This is a genomic window from Pseudomonas parafulva, assembly GCF_000800255.1.
Taxonomy (GTDB): domain Bacteria; phylum Pseudomonadota; class Gammaproteobacteria; order Pseudomonadales; family Pseudomonadaceae; genus Aquipseudomonas; species Aquipseudomonas boreofloridensis.
In genome coordinates this window covers 1,368,531-1,390,600 of sequence record NZ_CP009747.1, presented here as the reverse complement: position 1 = coordinate 1,390,600, position 22,070 = coordinate 1,368,531, and the positions used below count along the sequence as shown (strand labels likewise).

Here is a 22,070-nt window from a genome sequence, read left to right as displayed (position 1 = left end):
GCCAGAAGTCCAAGAACGATGAAACGCTACGAACGCTTTGCCGACGACATCGCTGAATTGATCCGCTCCGGGGTGCTTGGCCCTGGCCAGCGCGTGCCTTCGGTGCGCTATGCCAGCCAGACCCACGGGGTCAGCCCGTCCACCGTGTTTCAGGCCTACTACCTGCTGGAACGCCGCGGGCTGATCCGCGCCCGACCGCGTTCGGGCTATTTCGTCAATGCCCATGCGCCCCGTCAGTTCAGCGAGCCGCAGGCGCAGGCGCCGGTCAGCGAGTCCACCGATGTCGACGTCAGCGACCTGGTGTTTTCGATCCTCGACTCGATCAAAGACCCGCACACCGTGCCCTTCGGCTCGGCCTTCCCCAGCCCGACGCTGTTTCCACTGCAACGCCTTTCGCGCTCGCTGGCCAGCGCCAGTCGGGCCATGGATCCGCGCGTTGTGGTCACCGACCTGTCGCCGGGCAATCCGCAACTGCGCCGTCAGATCGCCCTGCGCTACATGGTCGCCGGGCTGATGCTGCCGATGGAGGAGTTGCTGATCACCAACGGGGCGCTCGAAGCGCTCAATCTGTGCCTGCAAGCGGTCACCGAGCCGGGCGACCTGGTCGCCATCGAGGCGCCCGCGTTCTATGTCTGCCTGCAGGTGCTCGAGCGTCTGAAGCTCAAGGCTGTGGAAATCCCGGTGCACCCACGTGAAGGCATGGACCTGGACGTATTGGCGCAGACCCTGGAGAAACACCCGATCAAGGCCGTGTGGTCGATGACCACCTTCCAGAACCCCGTCGGCGCGAGCATGCCCGAGGCCAAGAAACAGGCATTGGTGGACCTGCTGCACCGGCATCAGGTGCCATTGATCGAAGACGATGTCTATGCCGAGCTGTATTACGCACCCCAGGCCCCCAAGCCCGCCAAGGCCTTCGACCGCGACGGCCTGGTGATGCACTGCGGGTCGTTTTCCAAGAGCCTGGCGCCCGGCTACCGGGTTGGCTGGGTCGCAGCCGGGCGTTACGCGCAGAAGATCGAACGGCTCAAGTTGATGACCTCGCTGTGCGCCTCGATGCCCGCCCAGGCCGCCATCGCCGACTACCTGCAGCATGGCGGCTACGACCGTCACCTGCGCAAGTTGCGCTACGCCCTGGAGGGCCAGCAGTCCAGCATGCTGGCGGCCATCGCCCGACATTTCCCGGCCCAGACCCGCGTCAGCCAACCGTCCGGCGGCTATTTCCTGTGGCTCGAACTGCCTGAGCGAATGGATGCGCTCAAGCTGTTCCACATGGCCCTGGCCCAAGGCATCAGCATCGCACCAGGGCCGATCTTCTCGCCGACGCGGCGCTTCGGCAACTGCATACGGCTGAACTACGGCTCGCCCTGGGACACCACCTGCGAACAGGCGATACAGACCCTGGGGCGCATCGTCAGCTCGTTCTGAGTGCAGCGTCAAAGGCGGCGCCGATCAGCGTCTATAGTGAGGACTCGCCGCTTGGAGAACCGACGCCATGTCCACCTTGCCCGCACATCCACCTGATCCCTATACGCTGGCGTGGCACCGCCAGCAAGCGCGCGCGGCCATGCTCGAGGAAGGCATGAAGGAGCAGTGCTTCGAGCTGCTCTGTCAGCAGATGAACGAGGGATTCTGCATTGTCGAAATGATCGACACCCCACGCGGCCCACTCAGCGACTATCGGCACATCTACCTGAATGCCGCCAGCGTGCGCCACGCGGGTTATCACCGGCACCTGGGCGTGACCGTTCGCGAGCTCATCCCCGATGAGGCCGAGGTGTGGATCGAGCGCTTCGCCGAGGTGCAACGCACCGGAGTCAGCAGTACCTTCGTTCACGAACTCAAGGAAGCCCGTCGACTGCTGGCCGTTTCCGTCTATCGATTGGAGCCGACGAGCAAGCGTCGCCTGGGGGTGATCTTTCGCGATCAGTCGTCCAGCGACTTGCTGCTCAGCCGTTACGAGCTGCTCGAACAACGCATCGATGCGGCCCAGGCCGAGCGCAAACTGTTCGGCGATGTGCTCGACAGCAGCCTGGCCAACGTGCTGGTGATGGACAACAACCTGATTCTGCGCGCCATCAACCGCACCGCGCGGGCCACCTTCCAGCGCGAGCATCACTACGTCCCGCAAATCGGCGAGACGCTGGAGCAGGCCCTCGCCCCTGTGCCAGAGGCCAGCAAGCTGATGCTGCCACTGTGGCGCCGGGCCCTGAGCGGGGAATCCGTGGTTCACGTCATCAGCATTGGTGGTCGGCCCCATCTGCGCCACTATGAATTGCGCATGAGCTGCCTGCGCAACGATGAGCAGCAGATCATCGGCGCCTATCTGTTCGCCTATAACATCACCGAACGGGTCAACGAACAGGAGCGGCTGCGCGAGGCCGAGCAGGCCCTGCGTCAGTCGCAGAAGATGGAAGCGGTCGGTCAGCTCACCGGCGGTATCGCTCATGACTTCAACAACCTGTTGGGCAGCATACAAGGTGCATTGGAGCTGGCCCGGCAACGCCTGCGCGAATCGCGCGCGGACGATGCCGCGCAGTTGCTCGACAGCGTGCAACAAGACACTGGCCGCGCGGCCTCGCTGGTGCAGCGCTTGCTGGCCTTTTCACGCCAGCAGACCTTGCAACCCCAAGCCATCCATATCCAACACCTGGTCAGCGGGTTGATGCCGCTGATCAAGAGCTCGGTCGGCAGCCGCGTGCAACTGATCGACCGCACCCAGCCTGACCTGTGGCTGACCTGTGTCGATCCTCCGCAACTGGAAAGCGCCCTGCTCAACCTGTGCCTGAATGCCCGCGATGCCATGCCCGAGGGCGGCGCCGTGTCCATTCAGTGCGAAAACATCGACATGGATCCGCTGCTCGCCGCAGGCCTGGACGCTGCACCTGGCGAGTACCTGCACCTGGCCGTGGCCGACCAGGGCGAGGGCATGACGCAGGAGGTGGCCGAGCGAGCCATCGATCCGTTCTTCACCACCAAGCCACTGGGACAGGGCACGGGCCTGGGGCTTTCGATGGTGTACGGCTTCGTGCGCCAGTCAGGCGGGCAGATGCAGATTCAAAGTACGCCGGGACAGGGCACAACCGTGCACCTGTATTTGCCACGTCATCACTCGATACCTCGACGCACCGTGTTGGTCATCGAAGAACAACCGGCAATGCGCCTGGTGATGCAGGAGTACCTGGAGGACGCGGGCCACAGAGTTCACACCAGCCTCTCGGGCAACGAAGCGTTGTGCGCCGTGCAGCAAGGCCTGCGGCCAAACCTGCTGATTTGCGACGCACGCGTGCTGCGCCAGGAGACCGGTTTACGCCTGCTCCAGGCGGCGCAGCAGGTGAATCCGGCGCTAAGGGTGCTGGTTCTGGCCGAGCCGGGCGAAGCCGTCGACCTGCACGGCGATACGCACGTTGAGGTGCACAACCGGCCGGTCAATGTCGAGGCGTTGGTGCGCCGGACGACGTCACTGCTCGAAGCACTGCCGGTGTCGTGAAACGCACGGGCCGCTGTGCCGGCAGTGAACCGCCCCGTCTACTGAAACCCCGTTCAATGACCTGCCGAGGCCGGCCCCGCCTTCGCCGTGAACGGCGGCTTGGCCAGCCACACGAGCAGGATCAAGGCGCCGAAGACCCAGGTGAGCAAGGTGAAATAGTCCACCGTGGACATCATGTAGGCTTGACTGTTGAGGATCTGCTCGAGCTGCGCATAGCTCTGCGGGCTCGCCCCGCCCAACTGGGCCAACGTGTGCCGGGTCGCCGGGTCGTATTGGCTGATGTGCTCGCTCAGGTAGGCATGGTGCTGATCGGCCCGGCGAATCCAGATCCAGGTGGTCAGCGACGCGGCGAAGCTGCCCCCCAAGGTGCGCAGGAACGTCGCCAGACCAGAACCGTCGGCGATCTGCTGGGGCGGCAGGTCCGAGAGCAGAATGCTCAAGGTGGGCATGAAGAACAGCGCCACGCCAATCCCCATGAACAACTGCACCAGGGCGATGTGCAGGAAATCCACTTCGCTGGTGAAACCGGCGCGCATGTAGCAACTGGCGCCGATCGCCAGGAACGCCAGACCGGCCAGTAGGCGCAGGTCGAAGCGATGGGCGTATTTGCCGACGAAGGGCGACATGATCACCGGCAGCAGGCCGATGGGCGCGACTGCCAGGCCGGCCCAGGTCGCGGTATAGCCCATCTGCGTCTGCAGCCACTGGGGCAGGATCAGGTTGATGCCGAAGAACCCCGAGTAGCCACCGACCAGCACCAAGGTGCCGATGCGGAAATTGCGGTGCACGAACAAGCGCAAATTGACCACCGGATGACGATCGGTCAGTTCCCAGATCACGAACACGGCCAGGAACACCACCGAGATGAGGCTCCCGGCAACGATGAACGAGGATTCGAACCAATCCAGGTCATTGCCCTTGTCGAGCACCACCTGCAAGGCGCCCACGCCAACGATCAGCGTCAGCAGACCGACGTAGTCCATGGGCTGACGACTGGTGGTCACCGGCCGCGCGCGCATCTGCTGGCGCACCACCGCAGCGGCGAACAGGCCGATGGGCACGTTGATGAAGAAGATCCAGGGCCAACTGTAGCTGTCGGTGATCCATCCGCCGAGAATCGGTCCGGCAATCGGCGCCACCACCGTGACCATCGCCAGCAGCGCCAAGGCCATGCCGCGCTTGGCAGGCGGATAGACCGCGATCAGCAACGTCTGGGTCATCGGGTACAGCGGCCCGGCGACCACCCCCTGCAGGACGCGAAAGCCCACCAGTTCCGGCATGGATTGCGCGATACCGCACAGGAACGAGGCCAGCACGAACAGCAGCGTGGCCCAGATGAACAGCTTGACCTCACCGAAGCGTCGGCTCAGCCAGCCGGTCAGCGGCAAGGCGATGGCATTGCTCACCGCGAATGAAGTGATGACCCAGGTGCCCTGCTCGTAGCTCACCCCCAGGTTGCCGGAAATGGTCGGCAGCGCCACGTTGGCGATGGTGGTATCCAGCACCTGCATGAACGTCGCCAGCGACAACCCGATGGTCGTCAGCAGCAGACTCGGCGGGGTGAACTGAGCGGGGGCGCCGTTGCTCATTGCGACGCCGTCTTGCCGCTGGCGGCGCTGTTGTCATGAATCAGCTTGGCGATCAGGCGGTCGGCCTCGGCCAGTTGGCGGTCGTACACTTCGGTGGCATAGCTGGCCTGCCGCGGCGGTTGCTGGGCCAGGGTCGGACCGCTCTGGTCGTGCAGGTCGACCTCGACCACGGTCGACAAGCCGATACGCAGCGGGTGCGTCTTGAGCTGTTCTGGGTCCAGGTGCACGCGAACGGGCACCCGCTGGACGATCTTGATCCAGTTGCCGGTGGCGTTCTGTGCGGGCAGCAAAGCGAACGCGCTGCCGGTACCGGCGCCGAGGCTGTCGACGGTGCCGCGGTAGATGACGTCGCTGCCGTAGAGGTCGGCGGTGACTTCCACCGGCTGACCGATGCGCATATCCCGCAGTTGGGTTTCCTTGAAGTTGGCGTCGATCCACACCTGATTCAGCGGGATCACTGCCATGGTCGCGGTGCCCGGTTGCAGGCGCTGGCCAAGCTGCACGGTGCGCTTGGCGACGTAGCCGGTGACCGGCGCCACCAGCGTGGTACGGGCATTGTCCAGATAGGCCTGACGCAAGTCCGAAGCGGCAGCAAGTACATCCGGGTGCGAAGCGACCACGGTGTCATCGACCAGCGCCGTACTGGTGTTGAGTTGCTGGCGCGCGCTGTCCAGGGCGCTTTGCGCACTGGACAGGTCATCGCGCGAGTGCGACAGCTCTTCGGCGGAAATCGCCCCGCTGTCGGCAAGCACCTTGCGGCGGTTGTAGTTCTCCCGCGCTTTCTTCAATTCGGCCTGGCGCGCCTGCATCTGCGCTTTGAGCGCATCGACGTTGCTGTACAGCCCGCGCACCTGGCGTACGGTGTGCGCCAGCTTGGCCTCGCTGGCCTGCAATGCCACCTCCCCATCGCTCGGATCGAAACGCAGCAGCACCTGCCCGGCCTGGACCAGGTCGCCATCATCGGCACCGATGCTGATGACGGTGCCGGTAATCAGTGGCGTGATCTCCACCACGTTGCCGTTGACGTAGGCGTCGTCGGTGCTCTCGTGCCAGCGCCCGACCAGGGCGTACCAGGCCCAGGCGGCAGCACCGGCGAGGACCACCAGCAGCAGCAGGGCCAGCAGCCAGGTCTTGCGCTTGCGATTGGCGCCCGGCTCTTGTGCGGGGGCGGGTGCATCGGAGGGAGTGGCCATGACGTTACCTTCGAATCAAGTCGGATCAGGGGTGCGATCGCCGAAGCGAGCGATCGTCAGGGGGTCGCCGGCAGCCAGAAGCAGCTTCGCCAGCAGGGTCTCGAGCGACTTCAGCTCGGTAGGTTCGAGCGCGCCGACCAGCTCGTTCATGGCCATGGCGCCGATCTCCGGCAAGCGATCGGCCAGACGCTGACCGTCTGCCGTCAAGGCCAGGCGCACCTGGCGCCGGTCTTGCGGGCAGCGCGTACGCAGCAGCAAGCCTTTGTGCTCCAGACGATCGAGCATGCGAGTCATCGAGCCGCTGTCCAGACCCAGATAGCGGCACAGGTCGGCCGGCGTATCCACGTGGTACTGGGTGATGATGATCAGCACTTTGAACTGGGCCGCGGTCACGCCGTCACCTTCCAGGTGCCAATCGAGAATGCGGTCCTTCAACAGCGCGGCGCGGCCCAGCAGCATGCCGATGGCGCAGGTCTGGAAGTTCTCCGGGGTGAAATGGGCCATCGGAATCGCTCGACATCGCAATAATGTTAGAAAATATTACTGCCTAGGCAGTAAATGTCAAAAACTTTATTAGTTTCCTACCTAAAATCTTATTCATGTGTCCACCGACACGATAACGCTGCAAAACCCATCAAAAAACGCGCAACTGATAGGTATTCGCCATTATCTCGGTTCTCGCCATGCAGCGCTGACGGTAGAATGCGCAAAACCGGGAGCCACGATGAACCAGGACCGCCTCACTTCAACCGACGCCGATGCCGTCACCGATGCCGCCGCGCAGTGGTGCATGCGCCTGCACGCCGAGGATTGCTCGGACGCCGAGCGTGAGGCGTTCGCGCAGTGGTTGGCCGCCAATGCACAGCACGCCGAGGAATACCAGGCGATGCTGGAAATCTGGCAAACCGCCGACTTGCTGCCCCGCTCGCCCGCAACCACCCGCCAAGCCCCCGCTGGCCGTGTGCGGCGCCGCGCATGGCGCCCTGCGGCTTCGGCAGCGATGATCAGCGTGCTCGCGCTGCCCTTGGCGGCCTGGATCGGCTGGGAACTGGGCTGGCTGCCCAACCGCTATCAGCATTTCGACAGCAGCGATCAGGTCCGCGCCGTGCAACTGGCCGATGGCAGCAACGTCGAGCTCAACCTGCACAGCGAGGTGCGCTTTCTCAACTTCAAGGATCGGCGTCGGGTCGATCTGGTCAAGGGCGAAGCCTTTTTCGACGTCAGTCACGACAGCCAGCATCCCTTCATCGTGCATGCCGGACGTGGCCAGATCCGCGTGACAGGCACGCAATTCAACGTGTGGAAGTACCAGGACCAGGTCAAGGTGACACTGGTCGAAGGCTCGGTGCTGGTCTCCAGCGATGGCAGCGATGGCGGCTATCGCCTCGGCCCAGGCATGCAGGCCAGCTACCGCACCGGCGATTTCGAGCCGCAGTTGGCTCAGAGCGACGACTACGCCAACAGCCTGGCCTGGCGCAGCGGGCGCATGGTGCTGGACAACCTCAGCCTGTCCCAGGCGCTGCCGGTGATCAATCGCTACCTGGACAAGCCGCTGATGCTGGCCGACAACAACGTCGGCAGCATTCGTATCAGTGGCATCTACGACACCCGCGACGTCCGCCAACTGGTCGACAACCTGCCCAAGGTCCTGCCGATCTACCTCACCCGCAGCAACGACGGCAGTACCGTGCTCAACCGTATCCTGCCCTCCCCCCACAAACGCTGAAGCGCAAGCGCCCGGCATCCGAACGAACTCGGCGAGCGGCGCATCGGTCACACCTTGGGCATGCACATGGAAATCATCCCAGAAGGAGACGGACATGCCCTACCCATTCGCCCCCCTGCCCAACGCACTGCGCCACATCGTGCTGGCCGGCGCCCTGCTGATCGGCAGCGCCCTGGTGCACGCCGATGACGTGCTCCTGGTCGGCAACAAGGCCGACGCCAGCGTGTCGGCGCTCGACACGCGCACCGGCAAGGAGCTGGTGACGCTGAAAGTCGGCACCGGCCCGCACGAAGTCGTGGTCTCGGGCAACAACCTGTTGGCCGTTGCTGGCAACTATGGTGTTCAAGGCACCGCCAACAACACCCTGAGCGTGATCGACTGGCCGACCCGCAGCGTGGTGCGCACCATCGACCTGGGCCAGGATTCGCGTCCGCACGGCATTCGCTTCCTGCCCGACAGCCAGCGGGTGGTGGTGACCACCGAGGACAGCGACCGCCTGCTGGTCGTCGACCTGGTCCAGGGCCAGGTCACCGACCGCATCGACATCGGCGGCGGCAAACCGCACATGGTCGCCTTGGCGCCCGGTGCCGAGCGCGCCTACGTCACCCATGTCGACGGCGGCCAGTTGTCGGTGGTGGACCTGCTGCACAAGAAAAAACTCTATGACATTCCCACCGGCAACGGCAGCGAAGGCGTGGCGGTGACCCCGGATGGCAAGCAGGTGTGGGTCAGCAACCGCGGCGGCAACGAGGTGGTCATCGTCGATCCGCAGCGCCGGGAAGTCACCGATCGCATCCGTACCGGGCTGTTCCCCATCCGCGTGGCCATGACGCCCGACGGCAAGTACGCGCTGGTGACCTGCGCCAAGTCGGCGGAACTGGCGGTCATCGACGTGGCCGCCAAGAAAGAGATCAAGCGCATCGGTCTGGCGCGAGAAGGCGCTGAGTACCGACGCACGCTACTGGGCGAAGAAGCGCTGCCCATCGGCGCGGTGGTCTCCCCTGACGGCAAACAGGTGTACGTGGCCATCAGCGGCGGTGACGAGGTGGCGGTGATCGACACCGCCAACTGGACCGAGAAAGCCCGCTGGAAAACCCGCGCCGAGCCGGACGCATTGGCCATCGTGGTGCAGCCCAAGCAGGACGAGTGACGCAGCGACGGTCCTATCCGACTGCGGCCGTGGCATCCACCATGTGCAGACAGTCGCGCCCACCGCGCTTGGACTGGTAGAGCACCGCGTCCCCCTGTTCGATCAACGCCGCCAGGCTCGCTGGAGGCTGATCGAACAGGTGAGCGCCAATGCTCAGGGTGACCGCCATCGGCGTGGCGAAAGACTGTGCCGTGATGTGCTGGAAGCGCTCGCGCAGCAGCGCCCCCAACACCTGGACTTCGTCGCGCCTGGCGTTGCCCAGCAGGATGATGAATTCGTCACCACCCAGACGTGCGGCCAGCGCATGGGGCGGCAACAGCCCCTGGATGGTTTCGCTCAAGGCCACCAGCAGGCGATCACCGGCGGTGTGTCCGTACAAGTCGTTGACCAGTTTGAAATGGTCGATGTCGATCAATAGCGCAGCACTCGGTCGCTCGCCACTGGTCGCCTGCAACAGCCTCGGTGCGCGCATTTCCAGGGCGCGGCGATTGAACAGTGCCGTCAACGGATCACGCGCCGCCAGCAACGCAATGCGCTCCTCGCGACGGTAGCGCTCGGTGCCGGTCATCGACAGCGCAATCAGCATGATCGCCATGGCCCCTTCGATCAGCGAGATCTGGATGATTTCGCCACGAAACGCGGCCAGATCGATCAGCGTCCCGGGAACCACCGCAGTCGAAGCCTTGGCCACATAGAACAGGCCATGACCCAGCAGGATGTAGCGCAGTTGAACGGCACCCACGCTCAGCGACACGCCATGGGGGCGCAGCAGGAAACTGGCGCGCAGCGAAACCCCGGCCACCAGCAGCGATTGCACACCCAGCATGGTCTTCGACCACGCCGGCCCTTCTGACAGCAACAGCATGCCGGCCCACAGCAGGACGATCAGCAACCAGGCCCGTGACAGTCGCACCTCGGTAAAACGGGCGACGCCCAGCAGAAAGCAGAAATGCGCGAAGATCAACAGACCGTTGGCGAACCAGATGCCGACCAGCAAATAACCGTTCATGCGCAACAGCGCCAGCACGCAGCCGATCATGATGGTGGCGAAACCTGCACTCCAGTACAGCAACGACGACTCACGTACGCTGCGCCATTCGATTGCCAGGTAAAGCGCAGCCGCGGCCGCTAGGGCGACACTGAGCGCCAGGAGGGTGGGAGGGTCGAGCGTCATGAACCAGCGAGCCTGTGATGGGGAGCAAACGCGGCGATTGTAAGCGCTTCCACCGCGATTGCAGAGTGCCATCTCATCGGATTGCCGGGGCCGTTGCAGCGACCCCGGACAGTACCGCTATTTCAGGTCGAAACGGTCCAGTTCCATGACCTTGACCCAAGCCGCGACGAAGTCCTTGACGAACTTGTCCCTGCCATCATCGCTGCCGTAGACCTCGCTCAGCGCCCGCAGCTGGGCGTGGGAGCCGAACACCAGATCTACCCGCGTACCGGTCCATTTCACCTGCCCGGTCTTGCGATCACGGCCCTCGAAGGTCTCGTTGTCGCCTGAGGTCGGCTTCCACTGCGTGCCCATGTCCAGCAGGTTGCGGAAGAAGTCGTTGCTGAGAGTGCCCGGCTTGTCAGTGAACACGCCATGCTGACTGCCGCCGTGGTTGGCGCCAAGCACCCGCAGGCCGCCGACCAACACAGTCAGTTCCGGGGCGCTGAGGGTCAGCAGTTGCGCCTTGTCCAGCAACAGTCGCTCGGCCTTGACGCTGTAGCGGGCCTTGCTGAAGTTGCGCAGGCCATCGGCGAGCGGTTCGAGCACGGCGAAGGACTCGACATCGGTCTGTGCCTGAGCGGCATCGGTGCGACCGGGACGGAACGGTACATGGATGGGATGACCGCCGTCCTTGGCGGCTTTCTCGACCGCCGCGCAGCCGGCCAATACGATCAGATCCGCCAGGGAGACGCGTTTGCCAGTGGCGCTGAACTCGGCCTGGATCTTCTCAAGCGCCTTGAGCACTTTATCCAACTGCTCAGGCTGATTAGCGGCCCATGAGCGTTGCGGCTCAAGACGCAGTCGGCCGCCGTTGGCGCCGCCGCGCTTGTCCGAACCGCGGAAGGTCGAAGCCGATGCCCAAGCGGTGGCCACCAGTTCGCCCACACTCAAGCCTGAGGCCAGCACCTTGGCCTTCAGGTCGGCAATGTCCTGCTCGCCCACCAGCGGATGGTCGACTGCGGGGATCGGGTCTTGCCAGATCAATTCCTCCTGCGGATTTTCCGGCCCCAGGTAACGTGCCAGCGGTCCCATGTCACGGTGGATCAGCTTGTACCAGGCACGGGCGAAAGCATCGGCCAACTGCTCCGGCTGATCCTTGAAACGGCGGGCGATGGGGGCATAGATCGGGTCGAAGCGCAGCGCCAGGTCGGAAGTAAGCATCATCGGCGCATGGCGCTTGCTCGGATCGTGCGCATCGGGCACGGTGTTGGCGCCTTTGCCGTCCTTGGGTCGCCATTGGTGAGCGCCGGCCGGGCTCTTGGTCAGTTCCCACTCGAAGTCGAACAGGTTGTTCAGGTATTCGTTGCTCCAGCGGGTCGGGGTCGAAGTCCAGGTCACCTCCAGGCCGCTGGTGATGGCGTCGCCACCCTTGCCGCTGCCGAAGGTGCTGGCCCAGCCCAGGCCCTGCTGCTCCAGCCCGGCAGCTTCGGGTTCAGCGCCTACGTGGTCCGCCGGACCTGCGCCGTGGGTTTTGCCGAAGGCGTGGCCGCCGGCGATCAGGGCAACCGTCTCTTCATCATTCATGGCCATGCGGCCGAAGGTTTCGCGGATGTCCTTGCCCGAGGCGACGGGGTCGGGATGACCTTCGGGGCCTTCAGGGTTGACGTAGATCAGGCCCATCTGCACGGCGGCCAGCGGGTTCTCCAGATTGCGTGCGCCCGGCTCGGTGCGGCTCTGCTCCTCACCGTGCTTGGCAGGCTCGGCCACCAGATCACCCTGCCCCGGCGCCTGGGCCTTGCCATAACGGGTGTCGCCACCAAGCCAGACCTTTTCCGAGCCCCAGTACACGTCTTCGTCCGGCTCCCAGACATCGGCGCGGCCACCGGAGAAGCCGAAGGTCTTGAAGCCCATGGACTCCAGCGCCACATTGCCAGTGAGCACGATCAGATCGGCCCAGGAGATGTTGCTGCCGTACTTCTGCTTGATCGGCCAGAGTAGGCGCCGGGCCTTGTCCAGGCTGACGTTGTCTGGCCAGCTGTTGAGCGGGGCGAAGCGTTGCTGGCCGGAGCCGGCGCCGCCGCGCCCGTCGGCAATGCGGTAGGTGCCAGCGCTGTGCCAGGCCATGCGCACGAACAGCGGACCGTAGTGACCGAAGTCAGCAGGCCACCAATCCTGGGAGTCGGTCATCAGGTTCGCGATGTCCTGCTTCAGGGCTTGAAAGTCCAGGCGCTTGAAGGCCTTGGCGTAATCGAAGTCCGGGTCCATCGGGTCGGACTGGTCGCCGTGCTGGTGCAGGATCCTCAGGTTCAACTGATCGGGCCACCAGTCGCGGTTGCTGGTGCCCTCCCCGGCCGTGTGATGGAAGGGGCATTTCGATTCGTTCGACATGTGCGCTTACCTTGCAGGTTCGGTTATCCAGATTTCCGGTCTGTGCCGGGCGATCCGCGGGCCGAGCCAAGAACTCGACCCATCTGCTCATCAGGGATGGTCGGACAGGAGCCGACGCTGGCTCACCGCGCGTCAGACGCACGAGGCGAAGCCAGGGGAAAGACTAGCCGAGCTTCGGCAGAGGTCTAATAGAGTGGCTGTTCAGGGGCGATAGCCAGGGTCTTTTAGCACCCTGAGCCCGCTAACGACGGCGTTGCATCCACGCCGCCCCCAGGCCGCTGAGGCAAATAATGGCGATACCGACCACGCTGAGGGTATCCGGCACCTGGCCGAATACCAGCAATCCGAGCAGCCCGGCGAACACGATCTGGCAATAGCTGAACGGCGCCAGCAGCGCAGGGGCGGCGTGGCGGAAGGCTTGGGTCAGCAACAGGTGCGCGGTCATGCCGCAGCCGCCGAGCGCCAGCATCAGCAGTACATGGGAGGCTTGCGGGGTTTGCCAGAAGAACGGCACCAGTGCGCTCATGATCAGGGTGTTGCACAGGCCCGCATAGAAGTTGCTGGTGGTGGGGCTGTCATGTGCGGCCAGAATACGGGTGAGCAACTGGTAGAAGCAGAAGCCCAACGCCGAGCCGAACGGGAACAGGATGGCCGGTGTGAACATCGCGCCGCCCGGGTGCACCACCACGAGCACACCGATAAACCCCATCACCACGGCCAGCCATTGACCAGGCGTGACCTGCTCCTTGAGCAGCGGCGCCGACAGCGCGGTGACCAGTACCGGAGCCAGAAAGTTGACCGAGGTCGCTTCGGCCAGTGGCAGGTACTGCAAGCCGGCGGTGAACAGCAGACTGGTACTGAGCAAGCTCAGGGCACGCAGGGTTTGCAGGAGCGGGCGGCGAGTGCGCAGCACGCGCAACCCGGCCTGAGGCAGGAAGATGCCCGCCATGAGCAGGGTGTGCACCACGTAGCGCGCCCACACCACCATGATGATCGGGTAGATACCACCCAGGTACTTGGACAGTCCGTCGTGACTGGCAAACAGGAAGGTCGCCACGACCACCAGGGCGATGCCATGCAGCGGGTGATTGACGCCAGACAACGGGGTGCGGGTGGTCATGCGGATCTCGGGCCGTGGCAAACGCTGGCAGTTTAGAAGAGTTGGACGAACCGAGGGAAAGACAATGCCCGTCCAAGGGACGGGCAATGGCAACGAGCGTGCGGTTATCGGCCAGACAGGCCGCTCAAGCGTGTCCGTGCGACAGGCGCTCTCACTGTCTCACTTCTCTTCGAGTACCGCCTTGCCCTTGACCGCCCGAGGGCCTCGCCACGCCCAGAACAACAGGCCGGGGAACGGCGCCCATACCACGAATACGACCCAGAGCATCTTGCGCTCGGCACGTCGGTCGCTGCCGATGATGTGCCAAATCGCCCAGACTTGCAGGAGGATCACCACCACCGCGACGACGATCCAGATCGTTCCGATTTCCATGAGCGTTCTCCCGTGTGCATGTACTGTATTGGTTCGCGCCAAGCGGCAAGGGTTCAGTCGGATACGCAGGCGATTGCGCGTGCACCGTGGCCTGTTCAACGATTGTCTTTCCGCGCGACGGGTAGCACACTCGCTGCGCCAGAGAAGCCCATGGAGTCCGCTGTGCCAACGCCCCGCCAGTTCAGCAAGAAGACCAGCACCAGCAACATGCTGCGGCTCAAATCCGGCGCCAGCGACGAGCAGAAGCCCTACCACGTGGGTTTCGTCCTGCTCGAGCACTTCTCCATGGCCAGCTTCACCGTGGCGATGGACGTGCTGGTCACCGCCAACTTGCTGCGCGCCGAGCGTTTCGCCTTCACCGCGCTGTCGTCCAGCGGCGACCGGGTACTCAGCGACCTGGGCCTGGAATTGATCGCCAGCGAGCTCGATCCGTCCGCCCTGAAGACACTCGACCTGCTGGTGATCTGCGGCGGCCTGCGCACCCTGCTCAAGTACCCTGGACTGGACCGTCTGCTGGCCGATTGCGCCGCCCACGGCATGGCCCTCGGCGGCTTGTGGAATGGCGCCTGGTTCCTCGGCCGGGCCGGGGTGCTCGGCGATTACGGCTGCAGCATCCATCCCGAGCAACGCGCCAGCCTGGCCGAGCGCAGCCCGCAGACGCGCATCACCCCGGCCAGCTTTACCCTCGACCGCGACCGCCTCACCGCCGCCAGCCCCAACGGCGCGATGGAGCTGATGCTTGGCCTGGTGCGCCGTTTGTACGGCGATGCGCTGGCCGAAGGCGTCGAGGAAATCCTGTCCTTCTCCGGGGCGCGCTATCGTCAGGTCGGGCCCGGCGCCAAGAAATCCATGAGCTTGCAACTGCGTACCATCGTCGAGCTGATGGAAAACAACCTGGAAGAAACCCTCAGCCTCGACCAACTGGCCGCCTACAGCGGTCGCTCGCGGCGCCAGATCGACCGGCTGTTCCAGGCCCAGCTCGGCACCTCGCCACGGCGCTACTACATGGAATTGCGCATTACCAAGAGCCGGCGCCTGCTGCAGTATTCGGACCTGTCGGTGATGGAAGTGGCGGTCGCTTGCGGTTTCGTCTCGGTATCGCACTTCAGTAAATGCTATGCCGCCTACTTTGGTTACCCGCCGTCGCGCGAGCAACGCCTGGGCGAGTGAGCCGACAACAGTGTTGAACTAATCCAGGCGCGCGGCTCCCTAACCTCTGACACATCCATGGCCACTCACAGGAAGGGTTGATCCATATGAAGCGTGAACAGATCGAAGGCGTCGCGGACAAGGTAATCGGCAAGGCGCAGAGCGCCGCTGGCGAGTTTCTCGAAGACCCGGACCTGGCCGCCGAGGGCGATGCGCGTCAGGCCGTCGGTCAAGTGACCAAAAGCTATGGCGACGCGGTGAACAACGTGTCGAACTTCGTCAAGGAAAAGCCGCTGACCGCCCTGGCAGTCGGCGCGGCGATCGTGGTGGTGGTCAACCGCCTGCTGCGACGCTGATCGCCAGTGGGTGTACTGGGGCCGCTTATGCGGCCCTTGTGCTTTCTGGACACCCTGGGGAGCGGGCGGTCATGCGCGGATGTAATTGAGCACGGCCTCGCAGAGCATCTGCTTGTGCCGCACCTTGATGGCTTCATCGCTCAGGTCGATCTGGAAGATTTCGCCGAAGGTGTGCCGGTTCGATACCCGGTAGAAACTGAACGAACTCATCAGCATGTGCAGGTCGATGACCTCGATACCGGGGCGAAACACGCCCTCCTTCACGCCCCGGCGCAACACCCGCCCCAACGCCTCGAGCACCAGGCTGCTCATTTCGCCGATCACAGGCGCCTGCTTGACGAACTCGCCGTAGTGGATGTTTTCGGTGCAGACGATGCGCACGAAGTCCACGTTCAGGTCGTGGTGATCGAAGGTGAACTCCACCAGACGGAGGATGGCCTGCTCCGCGGATAGCGACTCAAGGTCCAGGCTGTGTTCGGTCTTGCGAATGTCGCCGTAAAGCTTGATCAAGCACTCCAGGTACAACTGCTCCTTGCTGCCGAAGTAGTAGTAGATCATGCGCTTGGAGGTGGCCGTACGATCGGCGATCGCATCGACCCGCGCCCCGGCTAGCCCCTGCTCGACGAACTCTTGGATCGCCGCCTGGAGAATGTCCTCGCGGGTCTTTTCCGGGTTGTTCTTGCGCGCCTTGCGCACCCGGACCATTGGCTGGTCGGGGCTGACTTGCGGATCACTCATACCGACTCACAGGCTATCTGGTTGTAGTGGGCGGGGATTATCCGTGACCTGACCGGCACTGGGAAGCATGGACATCCGGCAGCGCCCGGTCACTGGCGCAGGTGCTTGAGCGCCGCCAGCACATGCCCGGTAGCCCGATCGCCGTCGCCCTCGCGACACGCGATGCCCAGCGACCGCCACAAGCCCGGCCGTAACGCGCGGCACACGATGCGCCGATCCAGCTCGGGGCCTTCGCCTTCCTGAGGCAGCAAGGTCGCGCCATAGCCCGCCGCCACCAGGCTCTTGATCGCATCGTTGTAGTTCAGCTCGATGCGCGCCTGCGGATAGAGCCCGGCCGCCGCGAACCACTCGGCGGTAACTCGCGACAACTGGGTGCCGCTGTCGTTGAGAATCAACGCGCGCGCGGCCAGCCACGTGGGCGTCAGCCGCGCCGGGGGCTGCCAGTCGGCGGGCACGTAGGCCAGGATCGGGTCGCGCCGCCAGGGCATCAACTTCACACCTTTGCTGGCGGTCTGCGGCAGGGCCACCAGGCCGATATCCAGGCGGCCGTCGCGCAACGCGGCCAACGAGGCCTGGGAGGTCAGCACCTGCACCTGCACGTCGATGCCAGGGTGGTCGCGCTGCAGCGTTGCCAGCGCGCTGGGCAGCAGGTGAGCGATGGCGCCGGTGGACGCGCCCAGGCGCACACGCCCGGTCAGCCCGGCCACCTGCCCACGCACCTCTTCCAAGGCCTGCTCGGCGTCCGCCAGCAAACGCCGGGCGCGCTCCAGCAGGGTCTGCCCAACGGCGGTGGCGCGCACCTGGCCGCGGGTTCGAGTCAACAAGGGCGCACCAACCCGCGCCTCCAGTTCGGCCACATGCAGGCTGATGGTCGGCGGCGCCAGGTTGAGCTGACGCGCAGCCTGGGCAAAAGAGCCGAGGTCGGCGATCACCACCAGGGTACGCAGGCGATCGAGGCTGATTTCTCGCACAACAAAACTCCCGTTACACACAAGCTCAATTCAGAAAAACTGAACTTAATGCTCATGATATTCAAATTTTCTTTTATTCAAACCGGCGCGAGGATAGCACCACCTCTTGCGTGAACGGACCTTGCACCATGCACCAGCCCCTGATTTTCATCGACGGCGACCAAGGCACTACCGGCCTGCAGATCCATGCCCGGCTGAAGGGACGCACCGACCTGCGCCTGCTGACCCTGCCTGACGCCGAGCGCAAAGACCCTCGGCGCCGGGCCGAGGCCCTCAACAGCGCCGACATCGCCATTTTGTGCCTGCCTGACGACGCGGCCCGCGATGCCGTGGCGACGCTACGCAATCGGCAGGTGCGGGTGATCGATGCCAGTTCCGCGCACCGTACCGCGCCGGGGTGGGTGTACGGGCTGCCCGAGCTGGACGCCCAGCAGCCCGAGCGCATCGCCTGCGCGATGCGGGTCAGCAATCCCGGCTGCTACCCGACCGGCGCCATTGCCCTGCTGCGGCCGCTGATCGAGGCCGGCCTGCTGCCGGCGGACTATCCGCTCGCCATCCACGCGATTTCCGGTTACTCAGGCGGCGGTCGCGGCGCGGTCGAGCGCCACGAACACGCCGGCGAGCAACGCCTGCCGGCGCTGCAACTCTACGGCCTCGAACTGGCCCACAAGCATGTGCCGGAGATCCAGGCGCATGCCGGTCTGAGCGCTCGCCCACTGTTCCTGCCGGGCTACGGCGACTACCGCCAGGGCATTGTGCTGACCACGGCCCTGCACCTGCGCCTGCTGCGCCCAGGCGTCACCGCAGAGCACCTGCAAGCCTGCCTGCAACAGCACTATCACGGCGCCCGTCACGTGCAGCTCATGCCCTTGCATCAGCAAGGACCGGCCACGGCACTGGACCCTGAGGCCCTCAACGGCAGCGACGACCTGCGCCTGGCCTTGTACGCCAACCCCGAGCACGGCCAGGTCTTGCTCAGCGCCGTGTTCGACAACCTCGGCAAGGGCGCTGCTGGCGCCGCGGTACAGAACCTGGACTTGCTGCTCAGCGCCCTGCGGCGCTGAGGCCCTACCGGCGAAAACGGTTAGACTGTGCATCCCGCGTCGCTCGACGCAGGATGCCTTCAACCGCTGGAGCTTGCCCCGATGTACATCCTGAGCCGCCTCGACGGCGTGCCGCCCGAATCCTTCCAGAACCAGATTCGCCAGTTGGTGATCGAGCAGGCCAGCGCGCTGAGCAGCGTCGCCATCGCCGCCGACAACCCGCTGTATCCGCTGTACCAATACAGCGTGGGCCTGGAGGTCCACCAGTACCTGCAAGCGCTGGACGGTCAGCGCGGTCTGGCCGTGGAGCTGATCCTGGCGTTGGACGCCGAGGCGCCCGACCGCCTGCTCGGTTTCGCCCTTGCCCTGCCCGCCCAGGATGACCCACACACCTGCGCCCTGGCCTTCCTGGCGGTGGTGCCCAGCCATCGCCGCGAGGGCATCGCCCGCGGTTTGCTGGCGGACCTGCGCAGCCGCTACGCCTGCGTGGAAATGAGCGCCTTGCCCCATACGGTGCCCTGGTTCGAAGCCATGGGTTTGCAAGTGGTCGGTGCCCAGGCCGCACACGTGCTGATGAGCAGCAGCGGCAAAGCCAGCGACGCGCTGATCGGCCGACTGGACACCGCCACGATCTACCAGACGCTTGAAGTGCGGCAAATTCATGCCTACCTGCTCAAGCAGCACGGTGACGCCGCGATGATCGAGGCCGAACGGGCCCGTAACGAGCGGCTGGACGAGCTCGAACTGCAAGCACAGGCCTGCGCGGCCCTACGCAAACAGGTGCACTGAGGGGGTGAAGCGTGCCATCGATGGCTCGCGCTCGCACCACCCAGCACTGAACGACCGACCCGGGCACGTCACGTCATTGCGGAACACGACATGGAACTGCACATTCACCTGATCGGCGGCAAAGGCCTGACCGATCAGCTCTACCAGCAATTGCACGAGGCCATTGAGCATGGACACCTGGCCGTCGGCACGCAGTTGCCGCCCACGCGCCTCCTGGCCGAGCAGTTGCAGGTCTCGCGCAAGACCGTCGCCGAGGCCTACGCGCGCCTGAGCGCTGATGGCCTGCTCAGCGCCGTGGTCGGACGCGGCACCTTCGTCCACGCACACCAGCGGTCGCGTGAGCGTGAACTGCAACCGGTCACCCTGGCCGCCGCCGACACCCTGGAGCGCTGGTATCGACGCGCCCCCCTACTGGGGCGCTCGGCGCTGCAAGCGCCGTCACGCTACGATTTCGTCGGCGGCCTGTCGGCCAAGGCGCAGTTCCCCTTCGATCAGTGGCGCGCCTGCCTGCACTACGCCCTGCGTCGCAGCCAACACCACAGCGAACGGCAGGTGCCGGCCCAGGGCCTGGGCGAGTTGCGCGCAGCAATCGCCCAGCACGTTGCCTTCGCACGCGGGGTGCAGTGCTCAGCCGCCGACGTCCTGGTGTGCAACGGCGCTCAGCAGGCGCTGGACCTGATTGCCCGGGTGCTGATCGAACCCGGCACCTGCGTGGCCATGGAAGATCCCGGCTATCCACCGGCCCGCCATCTGTTCCAAGCCCTGGGCGCGCGGGTGCAATCGGTGGCGGTGGACGCCGAGGGGCTGTGCGTGGAACAGATCGCCGAGGGCACGCGGCTGATCTATGTCACGCCCTCGCATCAGTTTCCGCTCGGCATGCCGATGAGTCAGACGCGTCGGCACGCCCTGCTCGCCCGCGCGGCCGAGCTCGGCGCCCTGGTGATCGAAGATGACTACGATTGCGAGTTTCGCTATCAAGGCCCGGACAGCGACGCTTTGCAGCGCCTGGATCGGCATGGACTGGTGGCGTACGTCGGCACTTTTTCCAAGACCCTGCTCCCCGAACTGCGCTTGGGCTAGGCGGTGCTGCCACCGGCGGTGCTGCGCGCCGCCTGCGTGGCCAAGCACCTGAGCGACTGGCACAGCCCGAGCCTGACGCAGTGGGCACTGGCACGCTTCATCGACGAAGGCCACCTCAGCCGCCATATCCGCCGCTGCCACGCGTTGTACACGGCGCGCCGCGAGCGCCTTCTGGCGCGGCTGGAGGGCGACCTGGCGCCGTGGCTGAGGGCGGTACCGGCCAGCGCCGGCTTCCATCTCAGTGCCCTGGCCGCGCCGGGGGTGGACATCGAGCTGCTGGTACGCCTGGCGCGCCAGGTCGAAGTGGGCCTTTACTCGCTGGTCCCGTTCTTCGTCGAAACGCCGGTGCGCCCTGGCCTGCTGATGGGATTCGGCGCGATCGAACGGCTGGACATCGACCCGGCGCTGGACCGGGTACGCGACGCGTTGCACTCACTCAGTTGACCGTGGCCGTCTGCACGCTTGAAACGCTACGCCGCATGGCGCTGGCGTAGCCCGCAGGTGCGAAGCGTGCGGTGACCAGCAACATCGCCAGCACCGTCACCGCGAGCAGGCTCCAGGACGCCTGGAAACTACCGGTGGCCTCGCGTAACCAACCGGTCAGGTAAGGCACGGTGCCCGTGACGATGAACCCGACACCTTGCACGAATGCCGCCAAACTGCCCGCTTCGGGCGCGCCACGCAGATGCTCGAGGGTGAGCGTCAGACTCAGGCTGAAGCACGCGCCCAAGCCCAGGCCGATCATCGCCACCCAAGCCATCATGGCCTGACCCGGTGCCAGCAACAGGCCGACAAAGCCCAGCAGTTGAATACCCAGCGCCAGCCACAGGCCAGGTCTTCTGTCAGGCAGATGCCGCAGCAGCAGCGGCAGACCTAACGCGCCGAGCACCTGGAATACCGTCATCATCCCCACCAGCTCGCCACCGCCCTGGGCCGAGCCGCCCTGTTCCAGATGGAACGCTGGCAGCCAGGCCACCATGCTGGTATAGCCGCCATTGATCAGACCGAAGTACAGCGCCAGCAACCACGCCCGGCGATTGCCGAACCAGTGCCCTGCGCCGACTTCGTTCAGCGTCTGCGGCGCCTGGCGAGGGCGCAGCCAGCACCAGGCGAGCACTGCCAACAGTGCAGGCAGCGCCCAGATACCCAAACCGGTTTGCCAACGTCCGCTCAGCGCGCTGACATACGGCCCGAGCAGCGCCGCCAAGCCGCCGCCGCTCATCAACGCCGCCGAGTACAGGCCCATGCAGACGGCCAGTCGGCTGGCGAACCAGCGGCTGACCAGGCCAGGCATCATGCCCTGCACCAAGGCCACGCCCAGGCCCGCGATCAGCGCACTGCCCACCAGCGCCCACGCGCTGTGCAGGTACAGGCGCCACAGGCATGCGGCAGCGATGGCCAGCAGCCCCAGCAACATCGCACCGTGCTCACTGAGCCAACGCCGCAGCCAGGGTTGCAGCAGTGGGACCAAGCCCATGCACAACACCGGCAGCGCCGTGAGCAGGGCCGCTTGTTGGTAGCCCAGCCCGGTGCTGTGGCGCATGGGTTCGAGCAAAGGCCCGATACTGGTCAGGATCGGTCGCAGATTGAGAGCCAGGAGGATCACCAGCAGCAGGTTCGCGGCACCTCTCAGGTTGATGGGGTTGGACATGCCACGGCTCCTGGAACGACGGCCGGCCATTATCCAAGCCGCCAGCCAGCGACAGAAATGAAGAGATTGCATGCAGGTCAGTGGCGGCTCGAATGCCACGCGAGATTGG

At 65.0% G+C, this 22,070-nt stretch carries 18 protein-coding genes and 1 pseudogene; 9 read left to right on the top strand and 10 right to left on the bottom strand.

Annotated features, from left to right (window positions below):
- The first annotated feature begins 18 nt into the window (after positions 1-18).
- Positions 19-1,428, top strand: a complete 1,410-nt coding sequence (gene mapR, locus NJ69_RS06220; protein WP_039577172.1) for a GntR family transcriptional regulator MpaR — start codon at positions 19-21, stop codon at positions 1,426-1,428.
- A gap of 67 nt (positions 1,429-1,495) precedes the next feature.
- Complete coding sequence (locus NJ69_RS06215) at positions 1,496-3,490, top strand: ATP-binding protein (RefSeq protein WP_052192010.1); 1,995 nt, start codon at positions 1,496-1,498, stop codon at positions 3,488-3,490.
- 53 nt (positions 3,491-3,543) lie between these two features.
- Here the strand turns inward: NJ69_RS06215 and NJ69_RS06210 are convergent, their stop codons facing one another.
- The 3 genes from NJ69_RS06210 to NJ69_RS06200 are packed head-to-tail and all read right to left on the bottom strand — an operon-like array spanning position 3,544 to position 6,776.
- Positions 3,544-5,079: a DHA2 family efflux MFS transporter permease subunit gene (locus NJ69_RS06210; RefSeq protein ID WP_039577169.1), complete on the bottom strand. Its 1,536-nt coding sequence runs from the start codon at positions 5,077-5,079 to the stop codon at positions 3,544-3,546.
- A complete protein-coding gene (locus NJ69_RS06205; protein WP_039577167.1) occupies positions 5,076-6,272 on the bottom strand; it encodes an HlyD family efflux transporter periplasmic adaptor subunit in 1,197 nt (398 codons plus the stop codon). Before NJ69_RS06205 ends, NJ69_RS06210 begins: the two co-directional genes overlap by 4 nt.
- 15 nt (positions 6,273-6,287) lie before the next feature.
- Positions 6,288-6,776 (bottom strand): MarR family winged helix-turn-helix transcriptional regulator, encoded by a 489-nt coding sequence (locus tag NJ69_RS06200; RefSeq protein ID WP_029613284.1) that lies wholly within the window; start codon positions 6,774-6,776, stop codon positions 6,288-6,290.
- Between the two features lie 220 nt (positions 6,777-6,996).
- On the opposite strand from NJ69_RS06200, the gene NJ69_RS06195 reads away from it, so the two are divergent.
- Both NJ69_RS06195 and NJ69_RS06190 read left to right on the top strand, forming a co-directional pair.
- Complete coding sequence (locus NJ69_RS06195; RefSeq protein WP_029613283.1) at positions 6,997-7,998, top strand: FecR family protein; 1,002 nt, start codon at positions 6,997-6,999, stop codon at positions 7,996-7,998.
- A gap of 94 nt (positions 7,999-8,092) precedes the next feature.
- A complete protein-coding gene (locus tag NJ69_RS06190; RefSeq protein ID WP_052192008.1) occupies positions 8,093-9,148 on the top strand; it encodes a cytochrome D1 domain-containing protein in 1,056 nt (351 codons plus the stop codon).
- A gap of 13 nt (positions 9,149-9,161) precedes the next feature.
- On the opposite strand, the gene NJ69_RS06185 is transcribed toward NJ69_RS06190, so the two are convergent.
- The 4 genes from NJ69_RS06185 to NJ69_RS06170 form a co-directional block, all read right to left on the bottom strand.
- Complete coding sequence (locus NJ69_RS06185) at positions 9,162-10,322, bottom strand: GGDEF domain-containing protein (RefSeq protein ID WP_039577165.1); 1,161 nt, start codon at positions 10,320-10,322, stop codon at positions 9,162-9,164.
- 117 nt (positions 10,323-10,439) lie between these two features.
- Entirely contained in the window at positions 10,440-12,692 is a 2,253-nt protein-coding gene (katG, locus tag NJ69_RS06180; RefSeq protein WP_039577163.1) for a catalase/peroxidase HPI, read from the bottom strand.
- A 241-nt stretch (positions 12,693-12,933) separates the two neighbouring features.
- Complete coding sequence (locus NJ69_RS06175) at positions 12,934-13,812, bottom strand: DMT family transporter (protein WP_029613279.1); 879 nt, start codon at positions 13,810-13,812, stop codon at positions 12,934-12,936.
- A gap of 159 nt (positions 13,813-13,971) precedes the next feature.
- Complete coding sequence (locus NJ69_RS06170; RefSeq protein WP_039577161.1) at positions 13,972-14,184, bottom strand: PLD nuclease N-terminal domain-containing protein; 213 nt, start codon at positions 14,182-14,184, stop codon at positions 13,972-13,974.
- 162 nt (positions 14,185-14,346) lie between these two features.
- On the opposite strand from NJ69_RS06170, the gene NJ69_RS06165 reads away from it, so the two are divergent.
- A complete protein-coding gene (locus NJ69_RS06165) occupies positions 14,347-15,354 on the top strand; it encodes a GlxA family transcriptional regulator (RefSeq protein ID WP_039577158.1) in 1,008 nt (335 codons plus the stop codon).
- Positions 15,355-15,440: 86 nt separating this feature from the next.
- Positions 15,441-15,689, top strand: a complete 249-nt coding sequence (locus NJ69_RS06160; RefSeq protein WP_039577156.1) for a CsbD family protein — start codon at positions 15,441-15,443, stop codon at positions 15,687-15,689.
- A gap of 69 nt (positions 15,690-15,758) precedes the next feature.
- Here NJ69_RS06160 and NJ69_RS06155 read toward each other — a convergent pair whose 3' ends face one another.
- Positions 15,759-16,427: a TetR/AcrR family transcriptional regulator gene (locus NJ69_RS06155; protein WP_039577154.1), complete on the bottom strand. Its 669-nt coding sequence runs from the start codon at positions 16,425-16,427 to the stop codon at positions 15,759-15,761.
- Between the two features lie 89 nt (positions 16,428-16,516).
- Positions 16,517-17,398, bottom strand: coding sequence for a LysR family transcriptional regulator (locus NJ69_RS06150; RefSeq protein WP_039577152.1), 882 nt, complete (start codon positions 17,396-17,398; stop codon positions 16,517-16,519).
- Positions 17,399-17,526: 128 nt separating this feature from the next.
- Here NJ69_RS06150 and argC point away from each other — a divergent pair, with 128 nt between their 5' ends.
- From argC to NJ69_RS06135, 3 genes and pseudogenes are all read left to right on the top strand, one after another.
- Entirely contained in the window at positions 17,527-18,462 is a 936-nt protein-coding gene (gene argC, locus NJ69_RS06145) for an N-acetyl-gamma-glutamyl-phosphate reductase (RefSeq protein ID WP_039577150.1), read from the top strand.
- Positions 18,463-18,543: 81 nt separating this feature from the next.
- A complete protein-coding gene (locus NJ69_RS06140; protein ID WP_039577147.1) occupies positions 18,544-19,230 on the top strand; it encodes a GNAT family N-acetyltransferase in 687 nt (228 codons plus the stop codon).
- A gap of 90 nt (positions 19,231-19,320) precedes the next feature.
- Positions 19,321-20,754: pseudogene (locus NJ69_RS06135) on the top strand (PLP-dependent aminotransferase family protein).
- Here NJ69_RS06135 and NJ69_RS06130 read toward each other — a convergent pair.
- Positions 20,747-21,943: a cyanate transporter gene (locus NJ69_RS06130; protein ID WP_039583121.1), complete on the bottom strand. Its 1,197-nt coding sequence runs from the start codon at positions 21,941-21,943 to the stop codon at positions 20,747-20,749. The pseudogene NJ69_RS06135 and the gene NJ69_RS06130 overlap by 8 nt on opposite strands.
- Positions 21,944-22,070: the final 127 nt, after the last annotated feature.

Bases quoted from the DNA above. Each gene is read 5' to 3' on its own strand.
- mapR (WP_039577172.1), top strand. From the start codon at position 19: ATGAAACGCTACGAACGCTTTGCCGACGACATCGCTGAATTGATCCGC.
- NJ69_RS06190 (WP_052192008.1), top strand. From the start codon at position 8,093: ATGCCCTACCCATTCGCCCCCCTGCCCAACGCACTGCGCCACATCGTG.
- NJ69_RS06170 (WP_039577161.1), bottom strand. From the start codon at position 14,184: ATGGAAATCGGAACGATCTGGATCGTCGTCGCGGTGGTGGTGATCCTC.
- NJ69_RS06215 (WP_052192010.1), top strand. From the start codon at position 1,496: ATGTCCACCTTGCCCGCACATCCACCTGATCCCTATACGCTGGCGTGG.
- NJ69_RS06175 (WP_029613279.1), bottom strand. From the start codon at position 13,812: ATGACCACCCGCACCCCGTTGTCTGGCGTCAATCACCCGCTGCATGGC.
- NJ69_RS06200 (WP_029613284.1), bottom strand. From the start codon at position 6,776: ATGGCCCATTTCACCCCGGAGAACTTCCAGACCTGCGCCATCGGCATG.
- NJ69_RS06185 (WP_039577165.1), bottom strand. From the start codon at position 10,322: ATGACGCTCGACCCTCCCACCCTCCTGGCGCTCAGTGTCGCCCTAGCG.
- NJ69_RS06205 (WP_039577167.1), bottom strand. From the start codon at position 6,272: ATGGCCACTCCCTCCGATGCACCCGCCCCCGCACAAGAGCCGGGCGCC.
- argC (WP_039577150.1), top strand. From the start codon at position 17,527: ATGCACCAGCCCCTGATTTTCATCGACGGCGACCAAGGCACTACCGGC.
- katG (WP_039577163.1), bottom strand. From the start codon at position 12,692: ATGTCGAACGAATCGAAATGCCCCTTCCATCACACGGCCGGGGAGGGC.
- NJ69_RS06210 (WP_039577169.1), bottom strand. From the start codon at position 5,079: ATGAGCAACGGCGCCCCCGCTCAGTTCACCCCGCCGAGTCTGCTGCTG.
- NJ69_RS06160 (WP_039577156.1), top strand. From the start codon at position 15,441: ATGAAGCGTGAACAGATCGAAGGCGTCGCGGACAAGGTAATCGGCAAG.
- NJ69_RS06155 (WP_039577154.1), bottom strand. From the start codon at position 16,427: ATGAGTGATCCGCAAGTCAGCCCCGACCAGCCAATGGTCCGGGTGCGC.
- NJ69_RS06140 (WP_039577147.1), top strand. From the start codon at position 18,544: ATGTACATCCTGAGCCGCCTCGACGGCGTGCCGCCCGAATCCTTCCAG.
- NJ69_RS06195 (WP_029613283.1), top strand. From the start codon at position 6,997: ATGAACCAGGACCGCCTCACTTCAACCGACGCCGATGCCGTCACCGAT.